This window comes from Mesorhizobium hawassense (assembly GCF_003289945.1).
Taxonomy (GTDB): Bacteria; Pseudomonadota; Alphaproteobacteria; order Rhizobiales; family Rhizobiaceae; genus Mesorhizobium; species Mesorhizobium hawassense.
On the sequence record NZ_QMBP01000001.1, the window covers coordinates 216410 to 236408 of the forward strand.

At 61.0% G+C, this 19999-nt stretch carries 13 protein-coding genes; 9 read left to right on the forward strand and 4 right to left on the reverse strand.

Annotated features, from left to right (window positions below; all coding sequences use genetic code 11):
• Positions 1-250: 250 nt before the first annotated feature.
• Together DPM33_RS00955 and DPM33_RS00960 are read right to left on the reverse strand one after the other, a co-directional pair.
• Positions 251-1624, reverse strand: coding sequence for an HlyD family type I secretion periplasmic adaptor subunit (locus DPM33_RS00955; RefSeq protein WP_112095034.1), 1374 nt, complete (start codon positions 1622-1624; stop codon positions 251-253).
• The gene (locus tag DPM33_RS00960) at positions 1617-3371 is read right to left on the reverse strand and encodes a type I secretion system permease/ATPase (protein WP_112095035.1); all 1755 of its coding nucleotides are present in this window, start codon (positions 3369-3371) and stop codon (positions 1617-1619) included. Before DPM33_RS00960 ends, DPM33_RS00955 begins: the two co-directional genes overlap by 8 nt.
• Positions 3372-3790: 419 nt before the next feature.
• Here DPM33_RS00960 and DPM33_RS00965 point away from each other — a divergent pair, with 419 nt between their 5' ends.
• The 8 genes from DPM33_RS00965 to DPM33_RS01005 all read left to right on the forward strand — a co-directional run bounded on the left by DPM33_RS00965 (position 3791) and on the right by DPM33_RS01005 (position 16243).
• Entirely contained in the window at positions 3791-5239 is a 1449-nt protein-coding gene (locus DPM33_RS00965; protein ID WP_112095036.1) for a calcium-binding protein, read from the forward strand.
• Between the two features lie 732 nt (positions 5240-5971).
• Positions 5972-7183 carry a glycosyltransferase gene (locus tag DPM33_RS00975; RefSeq protein WP_112095038.1) on the forward strand — a complete coding sequence of 404 codons (1212 nt, stop codon included), beginning with the start codon at positions 5972-5974 and terminating at the stop codon, positions 7181-7183.
• Positions 7180-8442: an O-antigen ligase family protein gene (locus DPM33_RS00980; protein ID WP_112095039.1), complete on the forward strand. Its 1263-nt coding sequence runs from the start codon at positions 7180-7182 to the stop codon at positions 8440-8442. The genes DPM33_RS00975 and DPM33_RS00980 overlap by 4 nt, the downstream gene beginning before the upstream one ends.
• Positions 8442-10430, forward strand: coding sequence for an asparagine synthase (glutamine-hydrolyzing) (asnB, locus tag DPM33_RS00985; protein ID WP_112095040.1), 1989 nt, complete (start codon positions 8442-8444; stop codon positions 10428-10430). The genes DPM33_RS00980 and asnB overlap by 1 nt, the downstream gene beginning before the upstream one ends.
• A 2-nt stretch (positions 10431-10432) precedes the next feature.
• Positions 10433-12631, forward strand: coding sequence for a GumC family protein (locus tag DPM33_RS00990; RefSeq protein ID WP_112095041.1), 2199 nt, complete (start codon positions 10433-10435; stop codon positions 12629-12631).
• 35 nt (positions 12632-12666) lie between these two features.
• Entirely contained in the window at positions 12667-13509 is an 843-nt protein-coding gene (locus DPM33_RS00995) for an AAA family ATPase (RefSeq protein WP_112095042.1), read from the forward strand.
• Between the two features lie 282 nt (positions 13510-13791).
• On the forward strand, positions 13792-15150 hold the full coding sequence (locus DPM33_RS01000; RefSeq protein ID WP_112095043.1) for a lipopolysaccharide biosynthesis protein: 1359 nt from the start codon (positions 13792-13794) through the stop codon (positions 15148-15150).
• Positions 15131-16243, forward strand: coding sequence for a glycosyltransferase family 2 protein (locus DPM33_RS01005; protein WP_112095044.1), 1113 nt, complete (start codon positions 15131-15133; stop codon positions 16241-16243). The genes DPM33_RS01000 and DPM33_RS01005 overlap by 20 nt, the downstream gene beginning before the upstream one ends.
• A 206-nt stretch (positions 16244-16449) precedes the next feature.
• Here DPM33_RS01005 and DPM33_RS01010 read toward each other — a convergent pair whose 3' ends face one another.
• Positions 16450-17016, reverse strand: a complete 567-nt coding sequence (locus DPM33_RS01010) for a helix-turn-helix transcriptional regulator (RefSeq protein WP_245441949.1) — start codon at positions 17014-17016, stop codon at positions 16450-16452.
• A gap of 364 nt (positions 17017-17380) precedes the next feature.
• Here DPM33_RS01010 and DPM33_RS01015 point away from each other — a divergent pair, with 364 nt between their 5' ends.
• Positions 17381-19060 (forward strand): PAS domain S-box protein, encoded by a 1680-nt coding sequence (locus tag DPM33_RS01015; RefSeq protein WP_245441950.1) that lies wholly within the window; start codon positions 17381-17383, stop codon positions 19058-19060.
• 1 nt (position 19061) lies between these two features.
• Here DPM33_RS01015 and DPM33_RS01020 read toward each other — a convergent pair whose 3' ends face one another.
• Complete coding sequence (locus tag DPM33_RS01020) at positions 19062-19718, reverse strand: LuxR C-terminal-related transcriptional regulator (RefSeq protein WP_112095851.1); 657 nt, start codon at positions 19716-19718, stop codon at positions 19062-19064.
• Positions 19719-19999: the final 281 nt, after the last annotated feature.

The following is a 19999-nucleotide window of genomic DNA, read 5'->3' on the forward strand; positions in this document are numbered from 1 at the left end:
TGTACCAGCGTTTGCCAGACCGACTGCCATCCGAACGAAGGACGTATGGACCCGGCATGCTGCAGACGGAACATTAGGGCGCGCTGACTGTTCACCTCCCACAGGAGGAAATCCCATGCACAGCATCATCTACATTGTCGGGCTCGTTGTCGTCGTCCTCGCCGTCTTGAGCTTTTTCGGGCTGAGACGATAGGCGCTCGCCCCCAACGAGTATCGACCTCGGAAGCCGGGAATGCGTCCTAAAATTGTTCTATCGGAAAGCGCGTGACATCTGGTCGGTGAGCGGCTTCAGCAGATAAGACCAGACACTGTGCCGGTCTGTGCGTATGTGAACCTCGGCCGGCATGCCCGGCTTGAGCACCTTCGCGTCTGTCAGGCAACCCGTCTTGTTTTCGACACTGATACGAGCCGAGAAATAGGAGAGCTGGTGCTGCGGGTCCTTGATCAGATCCGCGGAAATCCATTTCACCGCGCCCTGGCAGGCCGGCGTCGTGCCGGAATCGAATGCCGGGAAACGGATCGAGACAGGCTGACCGGGACGAATGTCATCCACCCGCGACGGAGGAATGAGCGCGTCCACCACAAGATTGTCCGCATCGGGGACGATCGTCATCAGCAACTCCCCTGGAGCGATCACCCCGCCAACCGTGTGGATGGTGGATTGCTGTATCGTTCCCGATTGCGGGGCGCGGATTTCGGTTTTGGTCAGCTCGTCCTGCGCCACTATTCTGCGCTCGTCGAGTTCGGTCCGCTTGGCTTCGGTTTCACGCAGCTCTTTCGTCACTTCGCTGCGCCGTTGTTCGTCCAGTTGCAGAACCTGCAACTCGGTTTCGGTGATCTTGACCTGCGCTTCCGCGACGGCCGCGGCCAGCCGCCCGGACTCGCCCTTGGCTCGTGTCGCGTCCAGCCTGACGTTGCTGAGCCTCTCTTTCGAAACCAGTTTCTTGGAATAGAGAGCATCCACATCCGTGAGATCGCGGCCGAGCAAAGCCGCGGATTCGTCCATCGCGGCCTGCTGGGCTTTCAGGCCTTCGAGCTGACGCTCAATCTGCTCGGTCTGGCTGCGAAGAAGCGTTTTCTGACCGGCCAGTTCCGATGCCCGCGTTTCGAGCAAAGTGCGCTCGCCATCGATCAGCGCCACCACGTTCGGATTGGCCATATCCGCCTGGAGACTGCTTGGGATCTGCATCGTCGACAGCCCCTGACGTTCGGCCTCCAACCGGGCAAGCCGCACCGTGGCGCGGTCGAAATCCTCGCTGATGATGTCAAGGTTTGCACGCGCCAGCGTATCATCCAGCCTGACCAATATGTCGCCTGCCCGGACATGATCGCCGTCTTGCGCAAAAATGCCGCTGATGGTGCCACCGGTCTGGTGTTGCACCTTCTTGGTGTTGCTTTCGACGACCACGGTCGCGGGGGCGATCACGGCACCTGCTATCTTGGTCAAGCCGAGCCATAGCCCTCCGCCGAGAACCAGCAGGCAAGTCACCGCCAGTCCGAGCGCCAGGCTGGGTCCGAGGTTGCCGGGGGGCGTGAGCGCCTTCGTACCCGTCGAGCGCGGGCGGGCATCGAACCAGACGAAGGATGGCAGGAACGCAAGGACGCGAGGCAGCACATCACGCATGTCCGCTCACACCCCTTTGGATGGGAATAACCGGGGAAGGGCGGTGCGCCGCGGAAGAGGGCGGTCGTGCGATGCTCGCCAACACCTCCTCGCGAGAGCCGAACGTGCGAACCATGCCGTTGGCCAGCACCAGAACCTGATCGATGTTGGTGAGAGCGGACGGACGGTGCGCAACCACTATGACGATGCCGCCGCGCTGGCGCACGGCCAGAATCGCTCCGGCTAGCGCGGCGTCTCCTTCGACATCGAGATTTGAGTTTGGCTCGTCCAGGACGACGAGAAACGGGTCGCCGTAGAGCGCCCTGGCGATGCCGATCAATTGTCTCTGGCCGGCCGACAAGGCCCTGCCTGCCTCGCCGATGCGCGTTTGGAAACCTTCCGGCAGATGCATGATCATCGAATAGACGCCGGCGGCCCTGGCGGCGGCAAGCACACCTTTGGGGTCGCTCTTGCCGCCGAACCTGGAGATGTTGTCCGCGACCGTCCCGTCAAAAAGTTCAACGTCCTGCGGCAGATAGCCGATATGGCAGCCAAGCGACCGCGGGTTCCACTGATCGAGGGAAGCCCCGTCCAACCGCACTTTGCCATGCAGCGGATTCCAGGCACCCACCAACGCCCGTACGAGCGTTGTCTTGCCTGAGCCGCTGGGGCCGACGATGGCCATGCCTGCGCCGCTGGACAGCTGGAAGCTTACATCGAGCACGGTCGGCTTTGGCATGCCGGGTGGCGCGACCGTCAGCCTCTCGACGGTCAGCTGTGTTTGCGGCCGTGGCAACTCCATGGGATCGGTCGGGTTTTCGAATGCCTCGAACGTCGCCTTGAGCTGGAAATAGCTGTGTCGGGTCGACAGGAAGCCTTTCCAGTTTGCGATCGCCGCATCGACCGGAGCCAGCGCGCGGCCAAGCAATATCGATGATGCGATGATCACCCCGGGGGACGCTTCGCCGCCGATGACCAGGTAGGCGCCGAGGCCAAGCACGCAGGACTGGAGCGCCATCCTCAGCGCCTTCGACAATGAACCGGTCCCGCCAATGATGTCGGATAGCCGCTCCTGATAGGCGAGGTAGCTATGAACGACCTCGCTCCAGCGCCCGGCCAGCCTGGATGAGAGGCCCATGGCCTGAACGACCTCCGCATTGCGACGGCCGGACTCGGCAAGGACGCGTTGCGAGATCATGGCTTCGGATGTCAGCCTGGCAGGCCTGCGACCGAATATTTCCGCGACCGCGGTCAGCGCCACCACTACAAGGGCACCGATCGTCGCCAGCAAGCCTAGCGACGGGTGCAGCATATAGATGACGAGAAGATAAAACGGGATCCAAGGCGCATCGAAGATGACGGTCGGCCCGGACCCTGAAAGGAAGCCACGCAGGTGGTCGAGGTCCCGCAACGGATCCAGCCGATCGGCTTCCCGGCCGGCCTTGAGCGGCAAAAGCATCGAAATGGCGAATGCCCTTTGATGCAGGTTCCTGTAGAGCCGGCTGGCGATGCGGACCAACAGGCGAAGTCGAACGAAGTCGAGCAGTCCGTAGGCCGCGTAGAGTCCCAGCATGCCGACAGTCAACCCGACCAGGGTCGGAACGCTCTGGGACGGCAGCACCCGGTCGTAGACCTGGAGCATGTAGAGGGACCCGGTCAATGCCAGGAGGTTCGTCACCGCGGAAAAAAGCCCAACCCCAAGCAACCCCGGCGCGCAATCCGACAGTGCGCTACGCAAAAGGGACGATAATTCTCGTTTGGTCTTCATAGCCTTTTGTTCTCCACGCGGAAGTGCCGCGCGGCTTTCTTGGCTTCGGCCAATATTGGAAACCCCAACTGCTGAAATGCCTAAGGCCCAGGCGAAGTCCCCCGAAAATCCTGAACATGAGGCGCTGCTAAGATATTCGAACTTTAATCAAAATGTAGCAAAATCGTGGCGGAGTCCGCGGTCACCGGCGGGCAAGACGGTGAAATTCGGGGATAATGAGGGGGAAAGACCTACGCAAAAGCCCGGCTTTTCTGGAACCACTGCGCTGAAAATGTGGAGTTTTTCCCCCGCCAGCGTTTGTCGGTCACGCGGCGGCAATCAATTATTTTGACCGGCGAAATCTGTATGTGATTTCTGTCTAATTTACCTTTCGTTTACGCAAGCGCTGTTGGGGGCGTTGCCGATAAGAAGGGATAACCATGGCAACTCTTCACTATGCTGCTGGCGGTACGGCCGCCGAAGTCGCACCTGATGGATTCAATCTCGTCGACGTTCAATATGTTTCCCAGGTGAATGCACTCCCTGACGGAATGAAGGCGCTGGTCTACCTGGGCGCCCATGACGGCGCCACCCAGTCGTTCATCGATCAGGTCACCCCTTTCCTCAACAATCCGAAGGTGTTCGGATTCTATCTCATGGACGAGCCCGACCCGACCGGGAGATGGGGAACCTATGCCAGCGCGGCAACTCTGAAGGCCGAATCCGACTGGATCCATTCGCATTTTCCGGGCGCCAAGACCTTCATCACGATGATGAACATGGGGTCTTCCACCAATCCGGATTTCACCAACACCTACAATCCGGCGAACACCGGCATCGACTATTACGGTATTGATCCCTATCCGGTGCGCACCGGCACCACCACCGTCGACTACGACATGATCGACAGGGCCGTGGCCGCGGCCGTGAAATCCGGCATCCCGATCGATAAGATCATTCCTGTCTATCAGGCTTTCGGCGGCGGCGGCTGGACGACCGACACGGGCGGCAAGCATGTCATGCCCACTGCGGCTCAGGAACAGATCATGGTCGATCACTGGGCCAACCTCGTTCCATCGCCGGCATTCGACTACGTCTATGCCTGGGGCTCGCAGAATGGCGACACCGCGCTGGAGAATTCGCCGGAATTGCAGGCCTTCTTCAAGCAGCACAATGCCAGTACGACCTCCTCGACGCCGCCGGTGACCACTGATCCGACACCGCCACCAACCTCCGACCCGACGCCCCCGTCCACCGACCCGACGCCGCCGACAACGACCGATCCTTCGCAAGGCGACCATGTGATCCAGGGGGGCAAGGGCAACAACACCTACCATATCGACAACGCGCACGACAAAGTCATGGAGGCTGCCGGCGGCGGCTTCGACAAGGTGATGGCCTCGGTCAGCTATGCCCTGTCCACCGGCTCGCATATCGAGCAGCTCTCGACCTCCAGCACGCGCGGCACAACCGCCATCGATCTGACGGGCAACGAGTTCGGCCAGACGATCATCGGCAACAATGGCGACAACAAGATAAACGGCGGCGGTGGGTCCGACCTGTTGAAGGGCTATGGTGGCCACGACGCCTTCGTGTTCAGCACGGCGCTCGGTCCGAACAATATCGACAGGATCGCCGACTTCAACGTTTTCCAGGACAAGATCTATCTCGACCACACCATATTCGCCGGTCTTCAAAAAGGAGCGCTTTCAGCCTCCAATTTCCACATCGGTCCTGCCGCGCACGACGCCAATGACCACATCATCTACAACAGCGCGACAGGCGCCCTCTCTTTCGACAGCGACGGAATTGGCGGCCATGCCCAGACCCAATTTGCAAGCCTCGCTCCGCATCTGCATCTAGGCGAGAGTTCCTTTCTCATAGTCTGACGAAGCTTGCTCACCGGCAGGACCGCTCGGTCCTGCCGGTGAGCAGATCCCGCTGTTCATGTCGCCTGCGTTCAACCTCAAACCGCAGCCGTCGCCGCCTTCTTCGGAACATTTCGAAACGATCGAAGTTTCTGGTCGTTGGGAACGAAATGGGCGGGAAATGGCATGCCTAATTATGAGGTCGAGGAGATGTTTGCCGAAAAGGTGGTCGTAGCGCACAAGGTCTTGGCGCCGACGCCCTTTCGGGCTGCAAAGCTCGCGACAAACCGGGACGTTACCCTGCGCGCCTCCGAGGTCCGGTGGATCAGGGTGTTCGAGGAAGGGGGACGGCATCGAGCCTACGAATATACCTTCATTGAGCGACCTCGAAATCGGCTGCGCGGCCGGCAATCGTGACCGTCCAATTCTTGCTTGCGTTCCACCGCGCTGCTCCGCCCGACAGGTGCCTCCCAGCCACCTCAACGGGAGACAAAGTGGCGCTTGAGGCCTGGTTCTAAGGGCCTCGGCTTCATCGCTGAATACACTTAGGTTTTTCAACTTTCTGTGATTGCCCGACTGCTGTCGTGGAGCGGTCCTCCTCCCCTCATTCGAACGGACGAGGACAAGCGTTGGACCTGCCCATAGCTTTGGCCTGACTGAGCGCATTCTCGCAAAGATAGCGGCCATGAGAGACTACTTTGGTTCCAGCCATTTCGGGCTGCTGGTGGACCGCAATGTTTCGGGAGCGGCAAGATGAAACCGCACCTGGTCTGCGTCGGCGGCGAGGATCACGCGCTAAGAATTCCATTTTTCATGGAGCTGCGCGACAGAGGCTTTCAGGTCACTGCCGTGTCGACTTGCGATGGCGCCTCCTTCCAAAGACACGGGATAGCCCACAGGCGCTATGGGTTCGACCGCTTCAGCAGCGGCAGCGGGAAGGCAGGCACGGTCAGGACGCTTCGCGGATTGATCGCGGAGTTGCATCCGGACATCGTGCAGAGTTTCGACACCAAGCCAAACCTCCTGACCCCGCTCGCGGCGCGCGGGCAGGTGCCGGTTGTCCGCACGATCAACGGATTGGGCTGGACCTTCTCGTCGCTTGCGCCGCGCGCGTTGGCGCTGCGGCCGGTTTTCTGCGGTCTGCAATGGCTGGCGTCCTTTTGGACGGCGGCGACGGTCTTCCAGAATCGTGACGATCAGACGTTCTTCCAGCGATATCGACTGCTCGGACATGGCACCAACCGCCTCATTGCCGGCTCAGGTATCGACACAGGCAGTTTCGCGGCTGCGAGGCATCTTGGTCCGTCAGCCGCGCGGATGCGCCAGGAATTCGGGCTTGAATCGGCTGAAGTCGTCATGTTTGTCGGCCGGTTGACCCGTCAGAAGGGGATCCCGACGCTCCTCAAGGCCGTGCCGAAAGTTCTGGCTAGAAGGCCGAATGCACGCTTCGTGTTGATAGGACCCTGGCAATCCGAAGGGCCGTTCGCCGTCGAGGAATCGGAAATTCGACAGCTTGGTTCCGACGTGCTCGTGCTGGGAAAACGCCAGGACATCCCGGCGCTTCTGGGTATGGCTGACGTGTTTGCGTTTCCAACCGAATACCGCGAGGGGGTTCCGCGCGTATTGCTGGAGGCAGGGCTTGCGGGGCTGCCCATCGTTGCTTCGAGGATGCCGGGCTGCACCGATGTCGTCCAGGATGGCTGGAACGGCTATCTGGTCACGCCGCGCGACCCGGACGCGTTGGCCAATCGCATCGTCGACCTGCTCTCGGATCGCCAGCGCGCCGTGACCATGGGCGGCCGTTCCGTCGACCTTGTCAAAGAGCGTTTCGCCCTTCCTGGAGTGGTCGACCAATATTGTGATCTCTACAGGGCCGTCCTTGCGGCTCAATCCAAAGGCAGTCTTTCACATCCGATCCCAGCGGACCGCGTCGCGAAGCGCCGATTGGGCGAGGCGCGCCGATGATAAGGGATGCATTGCTCGGCGCCGGCGTCGCCTTGTCCTTCGCGTCGCAGATCTCCGTGCCGGGTTTGCCATTCGGTTATGGCGAGCTTTTCCTCGCGCTTTGGATCATGCTCTCGTTGGCCCGGATACTGGCGGGCGGACCCGTCGAAGCGACGCCGGCCTTTCTGCAATTGGCGAAGTTCTGGCTGCTTTTGTCGCTGACTTTGGCGGTCGGGACCGTTGTCGGCTACTTCACCTCGATCCTTTATCTGACGGGGCTATCCCACGACACGATGGCCTATGTGCTGCTGGCCAGTGTCACCTGCCTTGCCGCATCGGAGCCCGGCGCCGCGTTGCGCCTGCGGCGGAGCGCCTGGTGGGTGATCGCCGTGGCCACCGGCGCTTCCATGGTGCAGCTCGGCCTCGCATGGGGCTGGATACACCAGTCTGGGGTCGAGGCATGGTACTGGGATCGCTTGCGCGGCTGGTCAGAGAATCCCAACCAGCTCGCCCTCTATTGCGCGGTCTTCGGTCCACTGGCACTGCACCTTGCAGTGACCACCGACAGGCGGTGGGCCCAGTTCCTCGCGCTCGCCAGCCTTGTCCCGATCTTCTATGTCGGACGGCTGACCAAAAGCGACACCTATCTCTACACGACCATCCTGAGCTGCCTCGTTTTCCTTGGGCTGCGGCTGAAGGCATGGTTCGCATCCGGTGCCGGCGGGGCCAGTCTTTCCCGGCAGATTGTGCTTCTGCTGATCGTCGGCGCCGTTCCGCTGGCGGCCGCAGCTGCGCCATATGCCGTCGCCGAGGAGAGCAGCGTGGCACAGTTCGCCAAGAGCCTCACCAAGGACGGAGGCGGCGACGCAACGGTCGAGACATTCGACCTGCGGATTTTCTTGTGGCGGGAGGCGATCGAGAAGGGGCTGCAATCCTGGTCGCTCGGCCTCGGGCCTGGTCCGCACCTGGAACGTCCCCCGGTCGCGGACAGGCAGTTTCTCGAGCGGCCGTTCGAAGCTCACAACACAATTCTCGATCTCTACCTCCAGGGAGGGCTGGTGGCGGTTCTCGCCCTGGCTTGGATCGTCGGATCAGCCGCCATGTCGGCCTGGCGCAGCCGGTTTGACGCGCTGTCGGTGCTTGTTGCCTCGGTGGTCGTCTTCAGCATGCCGCATCTGACCATCCGCCACCCGATCGTTTGGTTCGCTCTGACTTTCTGCCTTGTCGCCGGAATGCGCCACGAAGTCCGCTTGCGGCCTCAGTATGTGAGGGTGGCGTAATGTGCGGGATCGCTGGAATTCTACTCTCGCCGGAGCAGATGGATCCGAAGTCGCTTGAAGCGATCGGGCAGATGACGAGTTCGCTTCGGCACCGCGGACCCGATGGCCAGGGACTGTGGATGGATCGGGACGCGGGCGTTGCCCTCGGCCACCGGCGGCTTGCCATCGTGGACCTGTCGAGCGCCGGACGGCAGCCCATGCGTTCCGCCAGCGGCCGGTACGTGATCACCTTCAACGGCGAGATCTACAACTTCCGCGACCTGCGGCGCGAGCTCGAGGGTGCGGGCTGCCAGTTTCACGGCACGGGCGACACGGAAGTCCTGCTCTGCGCGGTCGAGTTCTGGGGTCTGGAAGCCGCGCTGAAGCGCTTTGCGGGGATGTTTGCCTTTGCGCTTTGGGATCTGAAAACCCGAACCCTTCACCTTGCCCGGGACCGGATGGGCAAGAAGCCGCTTTATGTCGCATTGGCGGGGGGTGCCCTGGTCTTCGCCTCGGAGCTCAAGGCGATCAGGTGCTTTCCGCTCTTCTCCGCCGAGCTCGATCTCGATGCCGCTGCGTCCATGCTGTCGAAAGGATGGGTTCCGGATCAGGCTTGCATCTGGCGGGGTGCGTTCAAGCTGCCGCCCGGTTCGGTGCTTTCGGTCAAATCTTCGGACCTCGCGAGAGCGGGCAGCGCGGGTTCACTTGCCCAGCGTGCCGATCATTGGTGGTCGCTGGCCGAAGTCGCCAAAATGGGGCGTGCGGAACCAACCGCCGGCAGCGACGATGACCTGACCGACGAGCTTGACGATCTGCTTCGGCTCGCGGTTCGCGAGCGGATGATCGCCGATGTGCCGCTGGGCAGCTTCCTTTCCGGCGGCATCGACAGCTCCACCGTCGTGGCTCTGATGCAGGCTCAATCGAGAAGCCCGGTGCGCACCTTCACGATTGCTTTCGCGGAGGGCGGTTTTGATGAGAGTGGCTATGCGGCCGAAGTGGCGCGGCATCTGGGCACCGACCACACGGAGCTTCACCTTTCGCCCGATGCCGCGCGCGACGTCATTCCGGAACTGCCGCGGATATGGGACGAGCCGTTCGCCGACGAATCCCAGATACCGACCCTGCTGGTGGCGCGGCTCGCTCGCCAATACGTGACGGTCGCGCTGTCGGGCGATGGCGGCGACGAGTGCTTCGCCGGCTATGGCCGCCACTTCATGGCGAACCGGCTGAAGCGCCAGCAAAGCCTTCCTTTGGCAGTACGGCGAACGATGGCCACGGGTCTGAACCTGGTGGCCCGCGCGGCGCATGAGGACATCCTGCGCAGGCTTCCTCTCGGGGCAAATCTGCGCCACATGCTGCGGAGCGATCGCCTCAATCGGTTCTCCGGCCTGCTCAGCGCAAGGCATGAGGACGAATTGTACCAGCGGTTGGTGACGTCCCCGACTGCAAGCCTCACTCGCCATGGCAAGCCTGGATCAACCCACAGCACACCGAAACTCGACGGGCTGCTGTCGCGACTTCTCTACGACGACATGGCCGGCTACCTGCCCGGCGACATACTGGTGAAGCTGGACCGCTCCACCATGGCCAACGGGCTCGAAGGGCGTTGTCCCCTGCTTGACCATCGGGTCGTCGAATACGCCTGGCGCCTCCCGTCGGATGCAAAGGTGCGTGACGGCAAGGGCAAATGGATCCTTCGCAATCTGCTGCGTCGTTACCTTCCGGACCGGCTGATCGACCGGCCGAAGCAAGGTTTCGACGTTCCCGTGGCCACCTGGCTGAGAGGTCCGTTGCGCAATTGGGCGACCGATCTTCTCGCGGACGTTCGGCGCGATGGCGATGAGGTGCTGGACAGCGCCAAGGTGGACGGTTGCTGGCGCGATCACATGCGGGGGCAGGATCGCTCGCGCGAATTGTGGTCGGCGTTGATGTTTCAGGCTTGGCGCAACGAGGCCAGGCAGACGCCCTACGCGGCTCCGTCGCGTGAACTCGACATGGCAGGAGTATGAAAATGGCAGGTTCCGCCGTCAGCCGGATCAAACTTCCGCGAGCCGTTCCTCCGCCTGTCCCGACAGTCGTCGAATCCAGGGAACGCATGCGGCCCCGGCGCGAATACGAGCCACCCACTCCCACGCATGAGCTGGTGGCCGTACTCGCAAGGAGAAAATGGCTGATCCTTGCCTTTGCGGTCATCGGTGGGATCCTGGCTGCAATCGTGGGCCTCGCTCGGCCGGTGATGTTCGAGGCGACCAGCCAGTTGATCATCGATGCGCCGGCACGCAGTTCTGTTGCTCCCGGCGGTTCTTCCGCGCAGGACCTTATCGATTCCAGCATCGATGATCACATCACCATGCTCTCGTCGCAGGGCCATCTGCGCCGTGTCGCGACGGCGCTGCATACCATCGAAGGCGGCGCGCCGGGTGCCTCCAACACCGAAACTTCCGGATCCGGTACGAATGCCCCATCAAAACAGTCGATTGCAGCCGGGATTGTCGAGCGGCTCTGGCCGCAAAACGGGCAAGCGGCGGTCGACCCCGATCTGAAGCAGTTGCGCAATAGAATAAGGATCGGGCAGGAACTGCGCTCGAGGATCATTTCAGTCGCCTTTGCGGACGAAGACCCGGCGCGGGCCGCTTTGGTCGCCAACACGTTCGCCCAGGTCTATATCGATGAGCTCGCGAAGCGGAGGCTGGCCGAGGACAAGCAGGATCTCGATGCGGTGGTCGCCAGCCTGCCTGGCGTGCAAAACGACTTGATTGCGGCGACCGATCGGCTGGAGAAGTACCGGCTGAGCCATGGCGCCGTAGATCAGGGCTCGGCCGATAACGCCGCCAGGGAAAGGGCCGATCTCAGCCAGCAGATTTCCATGTCCAGGGCCGATCTCGCGGCGATGGAATCGCGCCTTCAACATATCCAGGACCTGCGCAAGCAGGGCGCGCCGGTTGCCTCGCTGGCTGAGGCCCTGGGCGCGCCGGAATTGGCTGATCTTGCGGCTCGCCAGGCTAGTGCGCCCGCGGACAAGGATCTCGCCGCGGCTATCGAAAATGAAATCCGGCAAGGCCTTGCCAAGGTCGAGGCGGAGGTGAGCACCTATCGGGCTCAAGTCGGCGCGCTGGAAGATCGCCAGAATGTTCTCGATGCGGTCGGGGCAGACACCGCCAGCCGGCTCTCCGGGTTGCGCGCTCTCGAGCCGCAGGTAACTCTGCTCACCCAGAGATACAATGAGCTCCTGAGCCGGCAGCAGGATCTGACGAGGCGCATCGCGGCCCCTTCGGCGGGCGTCTCGATCCTTTCCCCGGCATGGCCGCCGTCCAAACCCCAGACCCTGCCGCCGGTCTTCCTGGTCCCTCCCGGGATGATCGCGTTCGCCATCCTCGGCGCCGTCCTGGTGCTGATCCGCAATCGATCCAATCGCACCTTGCGGGGCGAAGCCGAGACCGAGGCAGCGCTGAGGGTTCCCTGCGTCGGCATGATTCCAGAACCCGGCAAGATCGCCATGAAGCAAATGCGGGAATTGATTCTGGATCAGCCCAAATCCGCCTACAGCCGTGCCGTCACGTCGCTTTTGGTTACGGCGGCGCCAAATCAAGCCAGGACACGTTCCTCACAGGCGATCCTTGTCGCGTCCAGCCTGCGTTATGACGGTGCGAATGAACTTGCCTGGAGCTTGGCGTTGGCCGCTACACGGCTTGGTGGCCCGGTTCTTCTGATCGACCTCGAGCGCACGCATCATCAGCTCACGCAAGAGTTCATCCGCCAGGCCGGCGGTCCGAAAGCCTACCGTTCGTTCGGCGATTTTATCAGCAATCGCTGCAGCCTGGAGGACGCGGTCGTGACTGTGCCCGGCGCAGGCGTCGACCTGATGACCGTTGCGCCCGGCGACGATCTGCTCGGACTTTTGACGCGCGTCGACAGCCTCGAATGCAGGGATGAACTGCGTGCCGAATACAGCCTGGTGATCATCAACGGGCCATCCGGCCTTGCCGGACCGGAAGCCAGGCTCCTGACGAACTGGGCGGACGCGATCCTTCTCGCCGTCCGTTGGGACAAGACGCCGCGCGATATCGCTCGCGGAGTTCTGGAGCTCCTTCAAAGGGACGGTGCGGTTTCGGTTCCAACCGGGAGCGTCCTCACGCGGGTCGATCTCAAACGGCACGCCAAATATCGTTTCGGTGATAGCGCGGATCTGTTGCTCGCGCGCATACCTTGAGTACCGCAGCCAGCCGCCATGTCGAGTGTTGAACCTTGATCGTCGAACTCTTCGGACCGCCCGGTTCGGGCAAGACAACATTTGCCCACGCACTTGCTAGGCGATTGCGCGAGGGCGGATACAGCGCCGAGGTCGTTCGCAGTTACCGACCTGCGGTAAGGTCCGGAACCCTCGACCTGGGAGTCTTTCTGTTTGTGGCCAGGGTCGTCTCGGCGACCGTTTCCACGGCCAGGGAAGTGTGTTTCCCGCGAAACGGCGGGCAAAATTTGACGAAATCGATGTCGATGCTCAAGGCAATGCCGCCGAAGAAGCCGATCTGGCGTGTTCGAATCTGGCAGCACATATTGAAGCTGTCGCACGCTTGGGATCGAGCAAAACGGGCTCCGAATATCCTGATCTTCGACGAAGGCTATGTTCAAGCCGTTGGATCTCTGGCCTTGCTCAATGGGAATGCCGACAAGGCGGCCCTGGCAACGACACTGGGCAATGTACCCGTCGCGGACTTGACCATTAGAGTGGTGGTGCCTCGAGCGACGGTAGCGGCTCGTCTGCGCCAACGCATCGAAAGCGAGCCCCCCGCGGAACGCCTTTTCGAAGCCGATTTTGAAGTGAATATGCGCTCTTTCGGCGTCTTCAAAACGATAAGCGACATACTTTCAGTGTCGGGGCGAGAGTTTATTTCCGCGGAAACGTCAACCAAGCAGGCAACGGCAAAGAGCACCCAGGACGTTGAGCGGGCGATCATCGCCAAATACAATCTGGACAGGGCAGCGATGCCGCCTCGAGACACCGGCCCGAAGCTGGAGACTCTCGGCGCCGTGGCCAAGGCCCCTTTCGGCCTGTCCAATCTGCTCATCCACTTGCAAAGACGCAGGTGACGGCGATGCCGGTCGCCGACACCAGAGCGGTTCAGCGTTTCACGGAATCGCCTAACCGCTCTAAGTACTTGTTTCTACGAAATTCCTGAGGGAAGACCGTTACACACCTTTCCTGGAATTGCTCTAGCTTTATCCGCTTCATCATCGGCGCTTCATATAGGCATCAGGGAGCCGCGCCGGCGGCGGGGCGCGCAACATCATTCAGGTGAATGATGGCGTGCCGCGACCCCCACCGTAAGCTCCCAACTCCACTCGTCAGCCGCTTCTCGGAATCGCCAGCCAATGTCTTACAGCGAGTTTCTGAGATCCAGGGAGGGGCAGGTAACAGCAAGCCCGATCCGTAAGATCGTCCGCGCGGCGAGCGGTGTTTCGGCAATGGCGATTGCAGGGCAGCTCATCCTGGTCGCCACCATTCCAATACTGGCCCGCCTCTATTCCCCGGCGGACTTCGGCGTCTTCACGATCTATCTCTCGACGGTCAACATACTCGGCGCGGTCGCGGCGTTGCGCTTCGAACCTTCGCTCTACGGCGTCAAGGAGACTGAGCAGACCTATGTCACCGTCAAGCTCATTCTGCTGGCTGTCCTGACCACCGGTGTGCTGACCTTTGCGGCCGGACAATTGCTTTTGGACCTTACACCTGTCCAGCTCAAGCATCTGGTCTGGCTGGTTCCAATGGGGATGAGCGGCGCAGCGCTCGTTGAAACGATGAACTGCTGGGCTCTGCGTGCGGGGCTCTTGCGTGACTTCGCGGTCGGCCGCCTGATCCTCCCTACGACCATGGCCCTGCTGCAGTTGGTTTTTGGCTTCGCCAACCTCGGCGGTGAAGCGATGATACACGCGCATATCCTCAGCCAGTTCGTCTTTCTTGCGTTCCTGGGCCATCGCATTCTGAGCTGGGATGACGTCCGCGGCATCTATCGAGCGCCATGGCGGAGTGCCTTGGACAAGGCCAGGAGGGAATACAAATTCCCGCTGTTCGACATCCCCGCGACCCTCGGCAGCTATGCCATCAACAATCTTCCGGCGATTCTGGTCGGTTCGCTGTTCGGCGCGGCTTTCGCCGGATATCTCGGTGTCGCGTCGCGGCTCGTGACCGGGCCTATCGTGCTCATTGCCACCCCCTTGAGCAACGTTTTCGTCGCCGAGGCGAACAAGAACAGCAACCGCGGCCATATGCTCGGGATCGCGAAAGGCCTGCTCATCCTTGCCGCCGGGCTTACCGCGCTACCGATATTGGCGCTTGGGCTGGCAGCCCCATACCTAGTCGTCCCGCTCCTGGGCGAGGCTTGGATCCCGACCGCGCAGATCATGACCGCATTGGCATTCATGGGCGCGGTGCAGGCGTTGTCGACGCCGCTGAGCGACGTTCCCACGCTTTTGCGGCGGCAGGAGGTGCGTCTGGTCGTTGACGCCGCGCGGATGGTGCTCGTCTTCGGTCCGCTGCTCGCCGGCGCCAAGGCGGGCTGGGAACCGATCGACGTCATTTATCTCATGGCGATCGGCGGGACGGTCGGCTTTGCCCTCAAGACCGCGGCCTCATTGTACCTTCTGAAGCGGGACGCCGAACTGGCACAGGCCACGGTGCCGGGTTCATATACAATCGCGAGGAAAGAGCCCCATGAAGCTCCAGTTGAATAGCGGTGCGCGCCTTGGCGGGGCCAAGCTATCGGTTGAGTCCGCGGCAAGCGATGACGGTGAGACGAACTTGCCGCGGCCTGGTGCTTACGATGTGAACGACGTTGCTCATTTTGCCGACGCCTCGACCGTACGCCCGTTCATTTCCGTTGCGGTCCCGACGTTTCGCCGGCCGGACACCATTCGCCGCACCATCGACAGCATCGTGGGGCAGGACTTTTCCAACTGGGAACTCGTTGTCAGCGACGACGAGGGAAAAACAGGCTCGAGCTGGCCCATCCTGGAGGAGTACGCGCGAAATGACCCGCGCATCCGAGTTGTGGAGAACCAGCTGGGCAGGGGGCAGGTGGAGAACACCAACAACGCGATGATTGCCTGCAAGGGCAAGTGGATCAAGCTGCTGCATGATGACGATTGGCTGACCCCCGGAGCCCTGAAGAGGTTTGCTGAAGTTTCAATAAAACACCCGTCGGCAGCGTTCATGACCTCCGCGGCGCATGTCGTTGAGGAGAGGCGGGTGGTGATGCGTTCGGACCCGCCGGAGCAGAACCGGGTTTCGCTCTATTCGAGCCAGCAGTGCCTGACGGACCTGTATCTGGTGCGCGTGACCAGGAGCCTTGGCATCATACCTTCGACGCTCCTGATCAACAGCGCCGTAATTCACGCCGGATGCCGGATGCGCGCGCATAAATCCATCCCGGCCGGCGTCGACCAGTTGTTCTTTGTCGACCTGGCCCGCTACGGGGAGATGGTGGCCATCAATGAAGGTCTAATCTTTTATGATGCGACGCATCATCCGAGCATTACGACGTCGAAGAGCTACGAGGACGTGGACGAGGTGACCCTTGCCGTCAAGGAGCTCAATTGGAGTCTTATCGAGGACAGGAAGGGTCTTCCCGATCCGAAGACCCTGTTGCGCGCGTTGAAGGTTGCCCGTATCCCGACCCGGTTCCATCATCAGTCCTGGGGCACGACCATTCGAGACGCGATACAGATCCTCCGGCCGTCGGTGATGAAGATCGCAAACCAGTACGCCCGGGAATACCTTTTCAAGATCCGCCCGAAACTCGGCGCGTTGCGGACGCGCAAGCGCTGACATTCACCGGCTGCGGGCTCTCGCGCTCTTGCATGTCGAAGGGCGCAAAATGCAATTCCAGCGGAGGCCAATTGGCCCGACCCTAGACCCGTCCAACGAGGTCGGCGGCACGTGACGTAGCTATGCGCTGTTGCGTGAAAAACCCAAAGCGGATCGACTCTCTGTCGAGAGTCGATCCGCTCCGATTGGCAGGAATGATTGCAACGCTACGGCAGCACCGAGATGCGGCCTAGCAGCGAGACCAGCTCCGCCTGGCGCCTCGTCTCGGTTTTGGCAAACAGCGATGCAAGTTGTGTTCGAATGGTGGTCCGGCTCAGCCTGCTTCGCTCCGCGATCTCCAAGGGCGCATCGCCTTTCGCCAGCCGCAACGCCAGATGCGTCTCGGCGGTCGTCAATCCGAACATCCTCTGCAATGTCTGCGGGTTCGGCCCGGTTCTTGACTGACGATCGAGAAGTGCGACGATGATCGACCGATCGCCGGCGAGCGCGCCATCCTCGTTGAGAATGACCGGCCGGTCTCCGGCGCTGCGGATGACGATCCAGGATAGCGATCCGGGCACAAAATGAGTGGGTACGCCTGCCGTGAGGCTCCTCAGTGCCGCCGACAGATCGCCCGGCTGATCCAGAGGATCTTCGAGTTCGGTGAGGATGGTTTCAGCGGCGACATTCCATTCAAGCACCCTTTTTGACTCGCTTAATATGAGCCACCCGCAGCCTATGCGGTCGAGCATGCCGGTTATCGAATAAAGGCTTGGCCGCTCGAAATTATCCATCGCGGGCGGCCTCACGGTTTTGCGCTCGGCGCCCCTGGTCATGGCGGTCGACGGCCTGCTGGCCGAGGCAACCGCTATTATGCCGGATCGCGCAATAAGTCTCGCATCGTTTTGCCCATCGATTACGTTCATCGGTCGTAAATCCCCGTTCCCTACCCTGCTACCTGTGCTTGAATATCGAAATCTCCAAGGGGTAGCTGCCGACCCTATAAGACCTTGATTTTTCACAACCTGAAATCGGGCAGAGGTACTAGATACGTGTTGGAAGGTCTAAGCTCGATGGCCTAAGCTCGACGGCCTAGACCAAAAGTTGTATTAGATTGGATGAAAATACCGAGGAGGCTCAATCCTGTCGCGAACTCACGTGGCGTCGACTGCAGTCCTGATTGCTGCGCTGCTCTTCGAGGCAGTGGTTTCCCGAACTGGTGCCTTCGAGCCCGCCCTGCTTAGTTTTGTTCCGGCAATAGCGGTCATCGCCTTCCTCGAGAGCCGTTGGATTGCCGTGGCGGCAACTCTGGTGATGGCGGTTGCCAGCATCGGTGCGGTCAAAGCCGCGGGTGGAAACGTACAGTCCGATGACTGGACACGCGCCATTCTGCTTCTGCTTTCAGGGGGTATGATCGCCTTTCTTTTCGATCGGTCGCGGCAAAGCTTGCGCGCGGCGCTGGACCTCAAACTGGCTGCCGTCGAGGCGACCGAGTCGCGGTATCGCCGAGCTTTTGAGCGGGCCGCCATGGGCTTTGCCACAGCTGATACCAATGGAGAGTTGCTGCGGCTGAACAGTCGCTTCTGTACCCTTCTAGGCTACTCGGAGGATGATCTCGTTGGACGGCGGATGGATGGGCTTGTCCATCAAGATGACCGCGACCGGTTCAGGAAGTCGCTTGCGGAACTGAGAGCTGAAGCACCGTCATTGGGTGCAGAGCTGCGCCTGGTTAGAAAGGACAACAGCATAGTTTGGGTACGGCTGACCCTTTCCTTGTCCACGCCGGAAACAGCGCCGTCGGACAGTTTGTTCGTGGTGGTTGATGACATCAGCGAGCGAAGATCTGCGCGTGAAGCGCTCATAGCTCAGAAAGAGTGGCTTGACCTTGCTTTGTCTGCCGGCCGGTTGGGAACCTGGCGAATAGAATACGGTCAAAAGGTCATCTCGGGCTCCAGCCAGTTTTGGGACATTCTTGGGTTGCCTCCGGCTGCGTTCCGTTCGCTGGCCGATCTATCTTCGATTATCCACCCCGCCGACTGGAACGCGCTCGCGTCGCCACCAAGAGAGGCCCAGCCAGGGGCCAATTACGACGTCGAGATACGCATCAAGCGGCCAGACGGGCAGATCCGCTGGGTCGCCTTGCGGGGACGCGAGGAAAGCCAGAACGGGCGCAACCAACGAATTGGCATTGCCGCGGATTTGACGGAGCGGCGCCAAACGACTCTGCTGCGTGCCGCGGTTAGAAAGCAGGAAAGGCTGATGCTTGTACAGCGTCACCGGTTCAGCAATCTGTTTCCCGTCATCACGGCGATCGTGAAGATGCTGAATGCTCCCGAGGGCGACCTCGTCAAGTTCAAGGAGACGCTCGTGGAGCGAATTCGCGCGCTCGAGGCGACGCATTTGCTGCTCTCGAACAGCTCGGACGGATCATCCACGATGCGGGATCTCATTCTTCAGGAGCTAAGGCCCTTCTCCGGCGCCGGCAAAACGTCAATGAACGGTCCCGAGATCAAGATATCAGGCGGGGCGGCAGAGAGCTTCGCAATGATGGTCCACGAACTCACCACCAACTCGATAAAGCACGGTGTGCTGGGCGATGCGCAAGGCAAGCTTGAGGTACGCTGGGCTCTCGGCTCCGATGGGGCGGATGATGGAATTGTATTCGAGTGGATCGAAACGGGGCGTCCCCGCTCGGCGAACATCAAGCGCAAAGGTTTTGGATCCATCGTTCTGGGGACCGACGGGTCCCCGCTCGTCGGCCACTCTTCGCACATGGAATTGCGGGATGACGGGCTGCGGTATTCGCTACGGCTTTCGTCAAAAGAGGTTCGAGCCTAGCTCATATGTTTCCCAGCCAGGGCTTTATCAAAATGGCCGCTTCCGTACGGTTTCGAACGCCCAGTTCCCGCATGATCGCGGCGGCGTGAATCTTCGTCGTAGCCTCGGCGATATCGAGGTCTCGAGCGATTTCTTTGTTCGAATATCCTTCCGCCATTAACCTCAGAACATCCTTTTGCCGAGTGGTGAGCCTTTCCAGCGCACCGGCTCCCGCGCTGCTTCCATGCGCGATCTCAAGCACCTCCTCGTGGGATCCCGTGTGTCGGGACAGCAGAGCCGGCACATAGATACGACCCGACAGGATCTCCTTGACCGCCAGCACCACCTCGTCATCGCTCTGCGATTTCACGATATAGCCGTGCAGCCCGACCGAAAGAGCGGTGAGTATTTCGGAGCGTGAATCGTTTCCGGAAACAATCGCGAACCGCGTGTCCGGATACGCAGCCAGAACGTCGCCAAGCACCTCTTGATTGAAGAGCCCAGGCATATTCAGGTCAAGGATCGCAAGGTTGACCGACTTGTGTTGGTCCAGAAGACCGACGGCAGCATCGAAACACGTCGCCTCGAAGATTTCGACGTCCTCTATGCCGGCTGTCAAGGCGAAGCGTAAGCCACGCCTATAGAGCCCGTGATCATCGGCGATGACAATCTTGTACATGTTACCCCAACGCACACACATGCCGCACATTGGGGATCCAACGGCAATCGCCCCGAGCTTTATCTGCCCCGATACAGCTTGGTGGCGATCTTGCAACCTGCGGTTAGTTCATCCCCAACGATGCGCGCCCGCACATTAATCATGCACCTCTAATGTACTCCCTCGCAAGCAGAAAAGCTACTTTGTGTTAACCACGCTGCAAATGTCGGCTGTAACCCTCGGCCTTCAGCGGTGGGCGAAGGGCTTAGGCGGCTAATTGCAATCCCGCCATCATCTCAGCG